The organism is Paenarthrobacter sp. AB444, from assembly GCF_028736865.1.
In the GTDB taxonomy this organism is placed as follows: Bacteria; Actinomycetota; Actinomycetes; order Actinomycetales; family Micrococcaceae; genus Arthrobacter; species Arthrobacter nicotinovorans_B.
On record NZ_JAQZBY010000009.1, the window covers coordinates 106082 to 121773 of the forward strand.

Genomic DNA, 15692 nt, shown 5'->3' on the forward strand with positions numbered 1-15692 from the left:
CTGGGGCTATGGTGATTGGGGCTGATGCTTGCTGTTGATCAGGCGGAGAGAGTTGCTGCTGTGGGGTCCCAGTCCTCGGGGAGGGCGGGAACCTTGTCAGCGGAGCTTTCGACATCCACGAAGGCACGGTTGTCGATCGACTCGGCGATGGAGGCCATGGTGTCCAGGACGTGGAAGGCCAACTCGCCCTGTGCACGGTGCGGACGGCCTTCGCGGATGGCGCGTGCCATTTCAAGGACGCCGGCGCCCCGGCTCGCGGTTGAGCCCACTGACGGAACGGTGGTCCAATCGTCGGAACCCAGCGCGCAGATCCTGATGTCGCCGTCGAACATGTTGGGGTCCGGAAGCGCGATGGTGGCGTCCGTTCCCGTGATTTCGACAAACCCTGCACGCTTGAGCGGCGAATCGAAGCTGAAGATGCTCTGCGCGGACTCGCCATTTTCGAACTCAAGGATGGAGCTGACGTGCGTGGGAACGGTGACGTCGAAGACCTCGCCTGCCTTGGGGCCGGAACCAATGACCCGGGTCTCGCGGGACTTCGAACCGAAAGCGGCAACCCGGCGGATGCTGCCAAAGGTCTGAACCAGCGTGGTCAGGTAGTACGGGCCGATGTCGAAAAGCGGCCCGGCGCCGTCCTGGAAGAGGAACGCGGGGTTGGGGTGCCAGGACTCAGGACCGGGGGACTGCATGAGCGTCAGGGCGGTCAGCGGGGTGCCGATGTCTCCACGCTCGATCATGCGGCGGGCAGTCTGGAGCCCGGCGCCGAGGAAGGTGTCCGGCGCGCAACCCAGGCGAACACCTGCAGCATCAGCGACTTTGAGCAGGCCAAGTCCGCTTTCGCGGTCCAGGGAAAACGGCTTTTCGCTCCACACGTGCTTTCCGGCGTTGACCGCCTGGGTAGCAACTTCAACGTGCGCGGCCGGAATGGTCAGGTTGACGACGATTTCGACGTCGGGGTCATTCAGGACGGCGTCCACGCCGCCGTGCTTCCCAATCCCGTATTCGGCGGCGCGGGCGGCAGCGGCTTCTTCGAACAGGTCGCCGATGGCAACTACCTTGACGTCCGGGAAGCTGGTCAGGTTGTCCAGGTACTGCTTGCTGATGACACCGGCGCCGATGATGCCGACTCCGACAGGGCCGGAACCAACCGGGCCGAAGGATGCTCCTGTTGCGTGGCTCATGCATTGACCTTTCCAGCGCTGAGGTAGTTGTAGCTGTCGCGGACGGCTTCGAACATGTCGCCCTCGAAGTCGTCAAGCTCGACGACGCCTGCCTCAAGCGAACCGGCCGCGTCGAGAACCTCCCAGATGGGCATCTTGCCGTCGCCCACAGCCAACTGCTGGGACGGATCCGAGGTGACGGGGCCGTCCTTGATGTGGATGAACTTCACCCGGTCACCGAGGCGTGCCAGGAGTTCGGCCGGGTTCTGCCCACCAACGGCTGCCCAGTAGGTGTCGAGTTCCAGAACGACCTCAGGTGCCAAGTGGTCGGCGAGGTGCTCGATGGCGGTCTTCCCATCAATGACCGACTCAACTTCCCACCAGTGGTTGTGGTAGCCGACACGAACGCCGTACTCCGCACCCTTGGCGGCGGCTGCGTTGAGCTGGTTGGCGGTTTCCTTGATGTCTTCGATGCTGTTCCAGCGCTCAATGGGAACGTGCGGGTCGATGACAGTGCCGATGCCCAACTGCTGTGCAGCGGCGAAGATTGCGTCCTGGTTATCGCTCAGCAACGGAGCGTGGCCGGAGGGGGCGGTGAGGTTGTTCTCTGCCAATGCCTGCTTCAGCTCAGCGGCCTTGGCGACAAAGCGGTACGGCTCCACCATCGTGAAACCAATTTCTGCCAAACGCTGGATGGTTCCAGCAAGATCCTCTTCCAAGGCCTTTCGGACCGTGTAGAGCTGGATCGAATATGACACTGTCTCTCCTCGTCATTGTGGGTGAGTGCGGAATCGGCCGGGGTGATAACCACCATCTGCGGTCGTGATGTGCTGCTCATCACAACCTAGGGGGACTTTTGACGGCGGTCAAGCAAAAGTTGAAATATGGCCGACAAACTTTTATTGCATGACACGCATAAGCAATCGTGCTTCACTAAGTGCATGACTCCAGCACCCGCAAACGACGCCGGAAACGCCCCGGTCTTAGAGGCCGGCAACCTGTCGCGCGCTGGTGATCTCTTCCAACTTCTCCGCGACGGCCAAGCCCGGACCCGCGCCGAGCTGGCCCTCACCACGGGGTTGGCCCGCTCCACCGTCGCCTCCCGCATCGACGCTCTGATCAACTCCGGACTGGTCGGTCCGGCAGGTGAGGCAAGCTCCAGCGGCGGCAGGCCGCCGTCGCGCTTTGCCTTCAACCCTGCCGCGCGGGTGGTACTGGCGGTCGACGTCGGAGCGACCCACATGATTGTTGCCGTCACCGACCTCGGCGGCAGCGTCCTCGCGGAGCGGCGGCTGAAGCAGGAAGTAGCGGACGGTCCCGAGGTGGTCCTGAACCGTGTGGTGTCCGCGGGCCGCGAGCTCCTGGCCGAAGCAGGACGGGAGCCGGGGGACCTCGCGGGCATGGGCATCGGACTTCCGGGCCCCGTGGAACACGACACCGGGCGGCCCGTGAAGCCGCCGATCATGCCGGGATGGGACGGATTCGACGTCGTCACTTACGTCCAGCGCTCACTGCCCGTTCCCGTGTTGGTGGACAACGACGTCAACATCATGGCGTTGGGGGAGCGGACCGCGTACTGGCCCGACCACGACAATTTCCTCTTCATCAAATTCGCCACCGGCATCGGTGCGGGCATCATCAGCAGCGGTGAGCTGCAGCGTGGCGCCAACGGCACCGCCGGCGACCTCGGCCACGTCCGGGTTCCACGCGGGGATGACGTCCTTTGCCGCTGCGGCAACTATGGCTGTCTTGAGGCGCTTGCCTCAGGTCCCGCCGTCGCGCATCAACTCCGGGCGCAAGGGCTGGAAGCCAGCAACGGCGCCGATGTGCTGAGGCTCGTAGGTGAGGGAAACCTGCAGGCCATCCAGGCGCTGCGGCAGGCCGGACGCGACGTAGGCGATGTCCTCGCGACAGTGGTCAACCTGCTGAACCCGTCCATGATTGTCATCGGCGGCAGCGTGGGCGAGGCCGGCGAGCACTTGGTGGCAGGCATACGTGAGGTGGTCTACCGGCGTTCGCTCCCGCTGGCCACCACGCACCTTCGCATCGGTATCTCCATGGCGGGCGAGCGTTCTGCGATCCTTGGCGCGAGCCAGATGGTGACCCGGTATGTCCTCTCGCCTGCGGTGATCGAGGCCACGCTGCAAGCCACGGGGTGAGCCTTCATGGATGCCGGTGGGGGCGCGCCGGCGTGATAGCAATGAAACTGATGAAAACGTTTCCTGCCATTTTTTGGCCCGCACCATGACCCAGTTCCTCGCCAAAGTTCCCAGAGGCTGGTTGCTGCTGGCCTGCATCGGGCTGATTGCCCTGAACATGCGCGGGCCGTTTGTCGCTGTAGCGCCTGTGGTGGATCTGCTCCGCCAGGACCTGGGCTTTTCGCCGGTGGAACTTGGCTTGCTGACCGGTATCCCCGTGCTCTGCTTCTCGCTTGCCTCGCCGTTGGCGTCCATGGCCGGACGCCGGCTGGGCGCCGAGTTCGCGGTCATGCTGACCCTGCTCGGAGTGCTGGCCGGTGTGGTGATCCGCTCCGTCGGTGGCGGCGCGCTGGTGATGGCGGGGACGGTCGTCATCGGTTTGGCCATCACCATTGGCAACATCGCGGTCCCGCTGATCATCCGGCGTGACTTCGCTCCCAGACGGCAGGCGACTGCGATGGGCGTCTATACGGCGGCACTGAACATCGGCTCGTTCCTCACTTCTGTGGCCACAGCACCGTTGGCTGAACTGGTGGGCTGGCGGCTTTCCTTGGCGGCGAGCGCGGTGCTGGCGCTGGCGGCGATCCTGTTCTGGATCCCCACGGTAGGTGCGAGGCGGGCTTTGGTTCCGGCCGCCGTCGTATCTTCCGCGCCGTCAGGTTCGGGGCGCGTTGCCGGTGTTGGATGGCTGACTGCAGGCTTGACTCTCGGCTTCGCGGGCCAGGCCTTTTCCTACTACGGCGTCACGGCGTGGCTCCCGAGCTTCCTGTCCGACGAACTCGCGATGGACACTGCCCAAGCCGGCGCCGGTTCCTCGCTGTTCCAGATATTCGCGATCGTGGGCGGCTTGGGCGTGCCGCTGCTGGCCCGCTTCAGCAGTACGACGGCGGTCGCGGCCACCTTGAGCGCGTTGTGGCTGACCGTTCCCGTTGGTTTGTTGCTGGCGCCGTCGTGGTGGTGGCTGTGGTCTTCCCTCGGTGGGATTGCGCAGGGCGGCGGGATCACGGTGATCTTCATTGCCATCATCCAGTTCGCCCGTTCCCAGGCCGCGGCAGGGAAGATGTCCGCAGTGGTGCAGGGTGTGGGTTACTGCTTCGCTGCGTTGGCGCCGACGATTGTTGGCTACGTCCACAGTGTGTCCGACGGCTGGACCGTGCCCTTGTTCGTGATCCTGGGCTCTGTACTCGCGTTCTGTGTGTGCACCACGTTGTCCGTGCGCTGGGTATCCCGCCAGGCCTAAGCCCCCTTAACCCAAGTAGGGGACAGCAAACGCTCCATTGAGCCCTCAATGGAGCGTTTGCTGTCCCCTAGTTGGGTGGTTGTTCCGGTGCTGGGCTGCCTCCCCGGCCTTCGGGGTCACTTGTTGCGAAGAGTGCAGGCAGCCCAGCGTCGGGGCTTCTTGGGTTGCTTCTGCTAGGCGGCGACCAGTTCTTCTTGCGTTGCCTCTTCGCGGGCTTCGGTGAGGAAGCGGGCGTAGGCGGGGATGGTCAGGAAGGTGGGGAATTCCTCGGCCAGGGTCACTTCTTCGAAGATGGCGCGTGCATCAGCGAAGCGGTCGCCGTCGAAGCGTTCCAGGCGGGCAAATTCCTCATCCAGCATGTCCTCAACCCACTCGCGGGTGATGATGTCGCCCTGGTCGGTGATGGCGTGGGAGTGGATCCACTGCCACAGCTGGCTCCTGGAGATCTCCGCGGTGGCGGCGTCTTCCATGAGGTTGTGGATGGCCACCGCACCGTTTCCGCGCAGCCAGGACTCGATGTACCGGATGCCTACCTCGATGTTCAAGCGGACTCCGGCCTCCGTAATGCTGCCCTCGGTGCTGGCGATGTCGATCAGTGCACGGTCATCCGGGGTGACGTCCTCGCGGGTTTTGTTGAGTTGGTTCGGCTTCTCTCCGAGAACCTCGTCAAAGACCTCGCGGCAGATGGGCACCAGGTCCGGGTGGGCCACCCAGGAGCCGTCAAAGCCGTCGTTGGCTTCGCGGGTCTTGTCCGCACGGACCTTCTCGAAGGAGGCCTGGTTAGCGGCCTCGTCCTTACGGTTCGGAACTGCCGCTGCCATGCCCCCAATTGCCATGGCTCCGCGTCGGTGGCAGGCGCGTACCAGTTGCTCGGTGTAAGCACGCATGAACGGCTGCGTCATGGTCACCTGGCCGCGATCCGGGAGCACGAAGCGCGGGCCCCGGGTCCGGAAGTTCTTGATCAGCGAGAAGATGTAGTCCCAACGGCCGGCGTTCAAGCCGCTTGCGTGGTCGCGGAGTTCGTACAGGATCTCTTCCATTTCGAAGGCAGCCGTGATGGTTTCGATCAACACGGTGGCGCGGATGGTGCCCTGCGGGATGCCGAGCAGGTCCTGGGCCAGGATGAAGATGTCGTTCCACAGCCGTGCTTCGAGGTGGTTCTCGATCTTGGGCAGGTAGAAGTAGGGGCCCTTCCCTTGGGCCAGCAGGCGGCGGGCGTTGTGGAAGAAGTACAGCCCGAAGTCCACAATGCCGCCGGCGATCGGCTTGCCGTCAATCAGCATGTGCTTCTCCGGCAGGTGCCAACCACGCGGGCGGACCACGATGGTCGGCAGGTCCTCGGCGGCCTTGAGCTTGTATTCCTTGCCTTCGGGGCTGGTGAAGTCGATGCGGCGTTCCATCGCATCGGTCAGGTTCAGCTGGCCCTGGATCACGTTGCGCCACGTCGGAGTGGAGGAGTCCTCCATATCCGCGAGCCACACCTTGGCGCCGGAGTTCAACGCGTTGATGGTCATCTTGCGGTCCACCGGACCGGTGATCTCCACGCGGCGGTCCTCCAGGCCAGGGGCCGGGGGAGCCACGCGCCAGGACGGGTCATTGCGGATGCCCTCGGTTTCCGGCAGGAAACGGGGATCCTGGCCACTCGAAATCGCATTACGCCGGGCGTGCCGTGCCTGCATCAGCTCCTGCCGACGATCAGCAACAGCACGATGCAGCTTGCCGACGAACTCAAGCGCATCCGGAGTGAGGACCTCGTTCTGCCGCGAAATGGGCTGCGCGGTCAAAGTAATCCCGTTGATAGTGAAGTTGTCGGTGAAGCTGTTCATTTCAAGACTCCTAAGAAAATGTTCGACGGCGGCACTTGCATAAGTGGGTTGGGGCCGGGATGGGAAATCCTCCGCGTGCTATTCCCCATCCCGGCCGCAGGGCCTCGCGGGGCTCGGCCGGCGTCCGGGACAGGGCCCCTTTTACGCACGCTTCCGGATTTCCCATCCCGGCCGGTGGCGGTAAGTGCCGCCGTCGTGCCTTTCGGTGAGCGAAACTGACAGCTCACCTTGGGCTAAATGTGGTTAGTGGAATTGGCCTTCTTCGGTGGATCCCACCAGGGCCAGGGTGGAGGCGTTCGGGTTGAGCGCCGTGGCGATGTCGTCGAAGTAGCCGGTGCCGACTTCGCGCTGGTGCTTGGTGGCGGTGTAGCCGCGTGCTTCGGAGGCGAATTCCTTCTCCTGGAGCTCGACGTAGGCGCTCATGCCTTCACGGGCGTAGCCGTGGGCGAGGTCGAACATCGAGTAGTTCAGGGCGTGGAAGCCGGCCAGGGTGATGAACTGGAACGTGAAGCCCATGGCACCGAGTTCGCGCTGGAACTTGGCGATGGTGGCGTCATCCAGGTGCTTGCGCCAGTTGAACGACGGGGAGCAGTTGTAGGAGAGCATCTGGTCCGGGAATTCGGCCTTGACCGATTCGGCGAACTTGCGGGCCAGCTCCAGGTCCGGGGTGCCCGTCTCCATCCAGATGAGGTCGGAGTACGGTGCGTAGGCTTTGGCGCGGGCGATGCAGGGTTCGATGCCGTTGCGGACCTTGTAGAAGCCCTCAGGGGTACGTTCACCGGTGATGAATTCCTGGTCGCGTTCGTCGACGTCCGAGGTGATCAGGGTTGCTGCCTCGGCGTCGGTGCGGGCGATGACGACGGTCGGGGTACCGGCGACGTCGGCTGCCAGGCGGGCGGCGTTCAGGGTCCGGATGTGCTGCTGGGTAGGGATCAGGACCTTGCCGCCCAGGTGGCCGCATTTCTTCTCGGATGCGAGCTGGTCTTCCCAGTGAACACCCGAGGCGCCGGCGGTAATCATGGACTTCATGAGCTCGTAGGCGTTGAGTGGGCCACCGAAGCCGGCCTCGGCGTCGGCGACGATCGGCACCAGCCAGTCCTCAACGGTCTTGACGCCCTCGGCGTATTCGATCTGGTCTGCGCGGAGCAAGGCGTTGTTGATGCGGCGGACAACCTGCGGCACCGAGTTGGCCGGGTACAGGGACTGGTCCGGGTAGGTGTGACCGGAGAGGTTGGCGTCGGCTGCAACCTGCCAGCCGGAGAGGTAGATGGCTCGAAGGCCGGCCTTGACCTGCTGTACGGCCTGGTTGCCGGTCAGCGCACCGAGGGCGTTGGTGTACCCACCGGTGAGGGCTTCCTCGGTGAGCTGCTTCCAGAGCTTCTCCGAACCGCGGCGGGCCAGGGTGTGCTCTTCGGAGACGCGGCCGCGGAGGCGGACGACGTCGGTAGCCGAGTAATCGCGGGTGACGCCCTCCCAGCGCGGGTTGGCGGACCATTCAAGTTCCAGCGCGGCTGCCTGCTGTTCGGCGGTCTGTTCGGCTGGTTCAAACGATGCGGTCATTGCATGTCTCCTCATATCCTGGCGGGGCTCCCCGGGGCCGGCCTCCGCTGCTTCCTTGCTGCTTCGGCCGGCTTGACCGGGGTCTGTATTTCTTTTCGTGAGAACTACTTTTCTGCACTTTCAAGAGGCTTTCTAGAGGAAAAGTATGGAAAGAAATGCACTTCTTCGCGTATTCTCAAGAAATGTCGCCTTCAAGCTGGAATCGCGACGTCGCGTCGCCGTCGTCGTCCGTCCCGTCCCCTGAACTGGACGTCATCAGCCTTGGCCGCCGCGTGCGCCATTTGCGCAAGCAGGCCGGCCTGACGCTCGATGACCTGAGTGCCGCCGTCGGGACCGCACCAAGCCAGTTGAGCCTGATCGAAAACGGCAAACGCGAACCCAAACTGGGGCTGCTTCAGCAGCTGGCCGCGTCCCTCAACGTGAGCATCGACCAATTGCTTGGGGCAGAGCCTCCGAGCCGCCGCGCGGCCTTGGAAATCGAGCTGGAAAGGTACCAGCGCGGGCCTCTGTACGAGTCGCTGAACCTGCCCAAAATCCGCATCAGCTCGCGGCTTCCGCTGGAGGTTCTGGAGTCTCAGGTGGGGCTGCTTCAGGAGCTCGAACGCAAACTTAATGAGCAAGCCGCGACGCCGGAAGAAGCCCGCCGCGCGAACGGCGAGTTGCGTGCCATGATGCGCGAGCGCGGTAACTACTTCCCCGAGTACGAGGCCGAGGCGCAGAAGGTCCTCAAGGGGGTCGGCTACACGACGGGTCCACTCAGCCAGCACGTCATTGCGGACATTGCCGAGAACCTCGGATTTTCGCTTCACCATGTGGGTGACCTGCCGCATTCCACGCGGTCCGTGACGGATTTGAAGAACCGCAGAATTTACCTGACACAGAACCAGAGGCAGGACCACGACCCCCGTTCCGTGCTGCTGCAGGCACTGGGACACTACGTCCTGGGGCACGAAACTCCGCGGAACTACGGCGACTTCCTGGCCCAGAGGGTGGCGACCAACTACTTCGCGGCGGCCCTGTTGCTGCCCGAGCACGCCACAGTGGAGTTCCTGCAAAAGGCCAAAGCTGCCAAGGAAATCGCGGTGGAGGACATTCGCGATGCCTTCGCCGTGTCATACGAAACCGCCGCGCACCGCTTCACCAACCTGGCCACCAAACACCTGGGCATCACCACGCACTTCCAGAAGACCCACCAGTCCGGCATCATCTACAAGGCCTACGAGAACGACGGCGTGACGTTCCCGCAGGATCACACCGGGGCGATCGAGGGGCAGCCGTCGTGCAAGGCGTGGACCTCGCGGGCTGTGTTCGATGTGCCGGACAAATTCAGCGCCTACAGCCAATACACCGACACGCCGTCCGGAACGTACTGGTGCACCGCCCGCACCGAGCGCTCGGCTTCAGGGGAGTTTTCGTTGAGCATCGGGGTGCCGTACCAGCATGTGAAGTGGTTCCGTGGCCGTGAAACCACGGCCCGGGCAACGTCGAACTGCCCGGATCCGAAGTGCTGCAAGCGTCCGCCTGCGGCGTTGGCCGACGAGTGGGCCGGAAACGCGTGGCCTTCGGCCCGGGCCCACTCACACCTGCTCGCCGCGATGCCCCCTGGAGCGTTCCCCGGCGTGGACGAGACCGAGGTGTACTCCTTCCTGGAGGCCCACTCCGGGCGCTGAGTCTTTCGGTGGCCGGCGGCTCGGGGCGCGTGGCGCGTGGGACTACGGCTCGAGTTCGCGGGAACCTTGCGGGATCGCTGGAAGTTTCCGGGCGATCTCGCCGGTTTCCCACGAACTCGCGGCGCGCATGGGCGCTCCCGGCTCGGGGCTCGCCCCGGCCAGGGCTAGGGAACGAGCCGCGCCACCAGCACTGCCGCAGCGTTTACGACGTCGTCCGCCGCCTTTTTGGTGGCACTCAAGGCGACCTCGTGGCCGGCAACCGTAATGATGTCCGTGATCACCGCGACGGTGAGCCGGCCCAGGGTGTCCTCGCTGGTTCCGAGGAGCACCGAGTTTTGGCGGACCCATTCACGACCGCGTTCACGACGGAGGACCTCAAAGCCCGGGGGAGTGTCGCCCTCGATGAACACGCGCTCCAAGTCACGGTGCTTCCAGGTGTAATCGAAGTAGCTGCGGCTGCCGACGTTGAACAGGGCAAGCGGTTCGGTTTCCCCGGCTTTGCGGGCCTTGGCCACTGCGGCAGCTACCAGGCGTTCGTGCTCGTTTTGGTAATCGTCCCAGAGGGCCAGGAAGAGCTCGGTCTTGCCGCCAAAGTGGTGGTAGAGGCTGCCGACGCTGGATCCTGCGCGGGCCACGATGTCGGAGATGCTGGCGTCCGTGAAGCCGTGTTCCACGAACACGTCGGCGGCGGCATCCAACAGGTTGCGCTGCGTTGCCGCGGTGCGTGTCCACTTCCAGGAGCCCGCGGAGGTTGCTGCTTCGGAGGTTTTGCGGACCAAACCGGAACTCCCTTCGCGGATGGGCCAGGACTCGGCGTGTTTCACCGTTACTTTCTGGAATCCTACCCTCGAAATTATCCACATAGCCAGCAGTGACCCTTGACCAGTACAACAGGGACGGGAAATAATTTTGGAAGTCGGTTCTAGAAACACATATTGCGGCATATATCCGAATGCTGCGATTTTTGACGTGGGACGCCCCGAAACCCGGGTGCCGTTTTCGCCGTCGGGCTGCAACTGGTTGAATCGCTATATAGCGCCAACTGGTCGCAGCCAACCAAGCCAGAGAGGAACGCGGCCTGATGTCCGTTTCAAGCAAGTCGTCCGGGATCACGTCGAACAGGTGGTTCAAACCCGTCGTCGTCACTGCGGGAGCTTTGGTGGTGGCCCTGATCGTGGTTCTGGTGGCTCAGTGGCTCCGAACCCTGCAGCCGGTGCAGCAGTTCCTGACGGACTACCCTGGCCACTCAGCGATCCCCGAGGGCACGCCCACTGGATTCCCGGCGTGGCTTGGCTGGCAGCACTTCCTGAACATGTTCTTCATTGTCCTGATCATTCGTTCGGGCTGGCAGGTGCGCACCACTACCCGCCCGCCGGCGTATTGGACCAGGAACAACAAGGGCTTCATCAAGACCAAGAACCCGCCCGGCAAAATCAGCCTGGACCTCTGGTTCCACCTGACGCTGGACGCCTTGTGGGTCCTGAACGGCATCATTTTCATCGTTCTGCTCTTCGCGACCGGCCAATGGTTGAGGATCGTTCCCACCAGTTGGGACGTCTTCCCGAACGCGGTTTCGGCCGGCCTGCAGTACGCCTCGCTGAACTGGCCCGTTGAGAACGGCTGGAACAACTACAACAGTCTCCAGCTCCTGACCTACTTCATTACTGTCTTCATCGCCGCGCCGCTGGCCATCATCACAGGTATCCGGATGTCTGGTGCGTGGCCGAAGAAGGCCGCCATCAACAAGTTCTACCCCATCGAACTGGCCCGCAAGATCCACTTCCCCGTGATGATCTACTTCGTGGCGTTCGTGATCGTCCACGTGACCCTGGTGCTGGCCACGGGGGCGCTGAACAACCTGAACCACATGTACGCGGCCAACAACGACAACAGCTGGTGGGGCTTCGGAATCTTCGCGGCCTCCATCGTCTTCACAGCCGCCGCCTGGTTCCTGGCACGGCCGTTGTTCCTGCGCCCGATCGCCTCGCTGATGGGCAAGGTTTCGCGCTAGGCCCTGACAAAAACAGCCGCTCCGGAAGGGTTTCCGGAGCGGCTGTTTTTGTCTTAGGAAGAGTGGCTAGCTCAGCGCCCCGCCCTGCCACAGCGCATCGAACGGCGCGCCGGAGGACACCCGGTTCTTGATGCCCGCCGTGACGAAGGCCTTGGCGGTGCGGGCGGCTTCCAGGGGCGTCGCGCCCTTGGCCAGCTCCGCGGTTACAGCCGCAGCAAGCGAGCAGCCGGCACCGGAGACCGCAACTTCGCCAACCTTCAGCGCGCGCAGGACTTCCAGCGTTTCGCCGTCGTAGTAGACGTCGACGGCGTCGGGTCCTTCCAGCCGCACCCCGCCTTTGGCGAGGACCGCTGCGCCGCTGATCTCGTGGATCCGGATGGCTGCGGCCTTCAGGGATTCCTCGTCCGTGATCGTGAGCCCTGACAACGACTCGGCTTCAAAGTGGTTGGGTGTGACGAACGTGGCCAGTGGCAGGATCTGTGCTTTCAAGGCCTGGTCGGTGTCCAGGGCATGGCCCGGTTCCTGGCCTTTGCAGATCAGCACGGGGTCGAGCACCACGTGCTTGAAAGTGCCGCCGGACAGTGCCTTCTCCACGGTGCCGATGGTTGCCGGGCTTCCGAGCATGCCGATTTTCACGGTGTCCAGAACCGAAGGTGCGCCTGAAGCGGCACCGTATGCCGCCGTCGTGGCTTCCAGTTGGTCCGCGATGACCTGCTGGTCCACCGGCACGAAACGGTGGTTCCAGCTGTCCTGCGGGTTGAAGGAAACGAAGCAGGTGAGGTTCGCGATTCCGAACACACCGAGTTCCTGGAACGTCTTGAGGTCGGCCTGCGCGCCGGCGCCACCGGTCGCTTCGGAGCCGGCGATGGTCAGAGCAATGGCTGGGGCAACGGCTGAAGTCATGATTCCATTTTGGCAGTTGCTCCTGCGCGACTCCTAAACGGGGCTAGCCGTGCAATGCCCGGTAAGCGGCCTGGGCAGCCGGATGCAAGGGCACACCAGCGGTGTTGATCAGCGTCTCCGGGCTGAGGAACTGAACTCCTGCGCTCGACTTCGGCACCAGGTCCTGGGCCTTTTCCACCATGAGCTCCACGGTCTGCCGAACAACGTGGTCAGCCAGGTCGCTGCGGCACAGGAGCAGGTTGGCGACCCCCACAGTCCACACCGCAGGAGCGTTGCCGTAGCTGTTGGCCGGAATGAGGACGCGGTCGTAGAAGAAACCGGACTCCGCACGCGTTGCCGGGATCAGCCCCGAAAGATCAAGCAGCCGGACGCCGATGTCCTGGGCAGCAGCGGCGATGGGCGCCGTCGGGACGCCTCCGGACTGGATCATGACGTCGATTGATCCGTCGGCAAGGGCCGCTATGGCCTGGTTCAAGCCGAGGTTGACCTGTTTCAAGGCCTTGTCCGGCGGTGCCGTCTGCGGCGCAAGACCCGCCGCGGCGATGATCCTGCCGGCCGTTAGGGTGGTTCCCGAACCAACTTCGCCCACCCCCGCGGTCTTACCGGCGAGGTCCGCGAACGTCCGGATGGCGCTGTCCTGGCGCACGATGCAGTGGACGTAGTTCTGGTACACCTTGCCGAGGGCAACCAGTCGTCCTTCGCTGTGGCTGCTGGCGGCGGGTTGGGCGGCGGCGTCGGCCAGGGCGACGGCGAAGGTCGCCTCGCCGGACAACACCCGCTGGATGTTCTCGAGACTGCCGCCGGTGGTCAACGCCCGGGCCTTGTCCGCGATGCGTTCGCGTTGCAGCAAATCGGCCAAGAGCGAGGCGAATTCAAGGTAGAAGCCGCCCTGTTCGCCGCCGGCCACGGTGAGTTCTTGAGGCTTCGCCGCCGGGGAGCAGCCAACAGCCGCGGCCAGCACACCGAACGACACGGCGGCTCTTATGGCGTTCCGCCGCGAGATCGCGGGAAAGTCAGGCACCGGAACCCTCCCTTGGGCCCCCGAACTCCAGGCGAACCGTCAATCCGTGTGGCTTGCTGTCTCCCAGCACCAACCTCGCCCCGTTCGCTTCCGCCAGCCTTTCCACGATCGTCATCCCCAAGCCGTTGCCGGGGATGCTGCTGTGTTGGGGCGCCCGCCAGAACCGGCTGGTGGACGCGGCACGCTGATCGGCTGGGAGGCCGGGACCGTCGTCGGAAATCACGACGGCGGTGCCTCCTTGGGCGGGTTCGGTCGCCACTTCGATGTGGGCGGCGGGGGCGTATTTGATGGCGTTGGCCAGGAGCTCACCGACCATATGCGCGAGCTCCTCCGGGTTGCAGGCGATGGTGATTGGCCGTGGCGGCTGGCTGAGCCTGATCGTGGCGCCTGTCTGAGCGGCCGCGGGGGATGCCCGTTCCACTTCTCCTTGCAGGATGGGAAAGGGGTCGATCACCCAAAGGCGCTGGTTTTGAGACTCCTGATCGGCGTGGGCAGCCCCCGCGGAGGCGCGATGCTCCGCGGTCGCCAGCTTCAGCACGCCGTCGAGCATTCCTTCCACCCGCTCAAGCTCGGCCACGACCTCGGCAGCGGCGGCCTTCTCCGGTTCGGAACGGAGCGCCAGCTGCAGCAGATCGATCCTTAAACGCAAGGCCCCGACCGGGTTGCGGAGCTGGTGCGAGGTGTCCGCGATGAGGCGGCGCTGCGATTCCATGCTCTGGCTCACTGTGCTGGCCATGGTGGTGAAGGAGCGGCTGAGTTCGCGCAGTTCCGGTGGGCCGGCCTCGGGGAGTTGGCTGGTTGTGCCCGTGGCTTCGAGCTCGTGGACGGCTTTGCTGAGCCGTTGGACCGGGCGCAGCACCCACGCCGTGACGCGCGCGGCCGCCAACAGGAGCAGGGTGCCAAGCGCCAGGGCGGCCACCCCGACGACGAGCCACCGCTCCCGCAACTTCTGGCGGGCGACGTCGAGATCCACTTCCACCACTACCTCGCCGAGGACCTGGCTGGCCGTGCCGAAGGAACGGGAGATGGTTTGGTTGCCTGTCCCGAAGGCGCGAACGGGATCCAAGGTGGTGTCGCTGAGGTTCAGGCTTGCCCTGCCGAGCGCGTCCCGGACCTGTGGCTGGTCACCGCGAAGTTCCCCTGAATGGAGGGTTTGGCCTTGCATATGGATCAGGATTCCTTCGCCATACAGCTCGGAGTAGCGGTTCATTTCACGTTGGAGTTGGGTGGTGTCGTTGTCCTCCAGGGCGTCAGTTGCCAGCTGCGCGAAGCGGTTCAGGGCGGCGACGCGGTTGATTTGCAGCTCCTGGGTGAGCTCGCGGCTGGCCGATGTCAGGATCACGCTGGACACCGTCACCACGATGATCACCACCAACAGGCTCAGGATGCCCAGGACCCGGAGTTTCACGGCTGCTCGACGCGGTAGCCGACGCCCCGGACATTGATGATGAACCCCGGCATCTTGAGCTTGGATCTGAGGCCCGTGAGGTGCACGTCCAGTGAACGGGAATGGGCCAGGAAGGCATCGCCCCAGAGTGCGTCGAGGATCTGTTCGCGGGTCACCACGGAGCCCGCATTTTTTGCAAGCAGCGCTAGGAGGTCGAATTCCGTTGCCGTGAGGGGAAGCTCCCTGTTACCAATCGATGCGACGCGACGGTCGAGGTCAACTTCCAGTTCGCCAAGGACGATCGTGTGTGGCGCTGCCTGCCCTGTGCGGTTGCTCCGGCGGGTGACGGCCTCGATGCGGGCAAGGAGTTCGACGAGTTTTACGGGTTTGACCAGGTAGTCGTCGGCGCCTGAGCGGAGGCCAAGGACCACGCTGCGTTCGTCGTCGCGGGCCGTCAGGATCAAGATGGGGATCTGGGTGACTTGGCGCAGCTTCCTGAGGACGTCCAGGCCGTCCAGATCCGGCAGGCCCAGGTCCAGCAGGATAACCTCGTGCTGCCGGTGTGCCAGGAGTGCGTCCTCGCCCCTGGAAACCCGGGTGTGCTTGTGCCCGGCGGAGGCGACGGCGGCGCTCAAAGCTGAGGCCATGGCGTCGTCATCCTCGACGATGAGAACGTGCACGGTGGTTCCTTTGGGTTTTGTGTCGGGTTGGCCCTT

13 protein-coding genes are annotated in these 15692 nt (G+C 64.1%); 4 read left to right on the plus strand and 9 right to left on the minus strand.

Annotation, left to right across the window (positions count from 1 at the left end; genetic code table 11):
- Window positions 1-38: 38 nt before the first annotated feature.
- Window positions 39-1181, minus strand: coding sequence for a Gfo/Idh/MocA family protein (locus PQ627_RS12600; protein ID WP_144661486.1), 1143 nt, complete (start codon window positions 1179-1181; stop codon window positions 39-41).
- Window positions 1178-1918: a sugar phosphate isomerase/epimerase family protein gene (locus PQ627_RS12605; protein WP_274261469.1), complete on the minus strand. Its 741-nt coding sequence runs from the start codon at window positions 1916-1918 to the stop codon at window positions 1178-1180. Before PQ627_RS12605 ends, PQ627_RS12600 begins: the two co-directional genes overlap by 4 nt.
- 183 nt (window positions 1919-2101) lie before the next feature.
- Here PQ627_RS12605 and PQ627_RS12610 point away from each other — a divergent pair, with 183 nt between their 5' ends.
- Together PQ627_RS12610 and PQ627_RS12615 are read left to right on the plus strand one after the other, a co-directional pair.
- Entirely contained in the window at window positions 2102-3319 is a 1218-nt protein-coding gene (locus PQ627_RS12610; RefSeq protein WP_274261471.1) for an ROK family transcriptional regulator, read from the plus strand.
- Between the two features lie 85 nt (window positions 3320-3404).
- Entirely contained in the window at window positions 3405-4598 is a 1194-nt protein-coding gene (locus tag PQ627_RS12615; RefSeq protein WP_274261473.1) for an MFS transporter, read from the plus strand.
- Between the two features lie 173 nt (window positions 4599-4771).
- Here PQ627_RS12615 and aceB read toward each other — a convergent pair whose 3' ends face one another.
- Complete coding sequence (gene aceB, locus PQ627_RS12620; RefSeq protein ID WP_274261475.1) at window positions 4772-6424, minus strand: malate synthase A; 1653 nt, start codon at window positions 6422-6424, stop codon at window positions 4772-4774.
- A 243-nt stretch (window positions 6425-6667) separates the two neighbouring features.
- Entirely contained in the window at window positions 6668-7984 is a 1317-nt protein-coding gene (aceA, locus tag PQ627_RS12625) for an isocitrate lyase (protein ID WP_274261477.1), read from the minus strand.
- Between the two features lie 155 nt (window positions 7985-8139).
- Here aceA and PQ627_RS12630 point away from each other — a divergent pair, with 155 nt between their 5' ends.
- A complete protein-coding gene (locus PQ627_RS12630; RefSeq protein ID WP_274261478.1) occupies window positions 8140-9654 on the plus strand; it encodes an XRE family transcriptional regulator in 1515 nt (504 codons plus the stop codon).
- A gap of 164 nt (window positions 9655-9818) precedes the next feature.
- Here the strand turns inward: PQ627_RS12630 and PQ627_RS12635 are convergent, their stop codons facing one another.
- Window positions 9819-10478 carry a TetR/AcrR family transcriptional regulator gene (locus PQ627_RS12635; RefSeq protein WP_274261480.1) on the minus strand — a complete coding sequence of 220 codons (660 nt, stop codon included), beginning with the start codon at window positions 10476-10478 and terminating at the stop codon, window positions 9819-9821.
- A 257-nt stretch (window positions 10479-10735) separates the two neighbouring features.
- Here PQ627_RS12635 and PQ627_RS12640 point away from each other — a divergent pair, with 257 nt between their 5' ends.
- Window positions 10736-11665: a cytochrome b/b6 domain-containing protein gene (locus tag PQ627_RS12640; protein ID WP_274261482.1), complete on the plus strand. Its 930-nt coding sequence runs from the start codon at window positions 10736-10738 to the stop codon at window positions 11663-11665.
- A gap of 66 nt (window positions 11666-11731) precedes the next feature.
- Here PQ627_RS12640 and PQ627_RS12645 read toward each other — a convergent pair whose 3' ends face one another.
- From PQ627_RS12645 to PQ627_RS12660, 4 genes are read right to left on the minus strand one after another with little or no spacing between them, the layout of a single operon-like run.
- A complete protein-coding gene (locus PQ627_RS12645; RefSeq protein WP_274261484.1) occupies window positions 11732-12568 on the minus strand; it encodes a hydroxymethylpyrimidine/phosphomethylpyrimidine kinase in 837 nt (278 codons plus the stop codon).
- 43 nt (window positions 12569-12611) lie between these two features.
- Window positions 12612-13589, minus strand: a complete 978-nt coding sequence (locus PQ627_RS12650; protein ID WP_274261486.1) for a TAXI family TRAP transporter solute-binding subunit — start codon at window positions 13587-13589, stop codon at window positions 12612-12614.
- Window positions 13582-14997: a HAMP domain-containing sensor histidine kinase gene (locus PQ627_RS12655; RefSeq protein ID WP_274261488.1), complete on the minus strand. Its 1416-nt coding sequence runs from the start codon at window positions 14995-14997 to the stop codon at window positions 13582-13584. The genes PQ627_RS12650 and PQ627_RS12655 overlap by 8 nt, the downstream gene beginning before the upstream one ends.
- A complete protein-coding gene (locus PQ627_RS12660; protein WP_144661496.1) occupies window positions 14994-15656 on the minus strand; it encodes a response regulator transcription factor in 663 nt (220 codons plus the stop codon). The genes PQ627_RS12655 and PQ627_RS12660 overlap by 4 nt, the downstream gene beginning before the upstream one ends.
- Window positions 15657-15692: the final 36 nt, after the last annotated feature.

Coding starts and splice junctions, on each gene's coding strand:
- aceB (WP_274261475.1), bottom strand. CDS start 6,424: ATGAACAGCTTCACCGACAACTTCACTATCAACGGGATTACTTTGACC.
- PQ627_RS12610 (WP_274261471.1), top strand. CDS start 2,102: ATGACTCCAGCACCCGCAAACGACGCCGGAAACGCCCCGGTCTTAGAG.
- PQ627_RS12640 (WP_274261482.1), top strand. CDS start 10,736: ATGTCCGTTTCAAGCAAGTCGTCCGGGATCACGTCGAACAGGTGGTTC.
- PQ627_RS12615 (WP_274261473.1), top strand. CDS start 3,405: ATGACCCAGTTCCTCGCCAAAGTTCCCAGAGGCTGGTTGCTGCTGGCC.
- PQ627_RS12645 (WP_274261484.1), bottom strand. CDS start 12,568: ATGACTTCAGCCGTTGCCCCAGCCATTGCTCTGACCATCGCCGGCTCC.
- PQ627_RS12630 (WP_274261478.1), top strand. CDS start 8,140: ATGCACTTCTTCGCGTATTCTCAAGAAATGTCGCCTTCAAGCTGGAAT.
- PQ627_RS12600 (WP_144661486.1), bottom strand. CDS start 1,181: ATGAGCCACGCAACAGGAGCATCCTTCGGCCCGGTTGGTTCCGGCCCT.
- aceA (WP_274261477.1), bottom strand. CDS start 7,984: ATGACCGCATCGTTTGAACCAGCCGAACAGACCGCCGAACAGCAGGCA.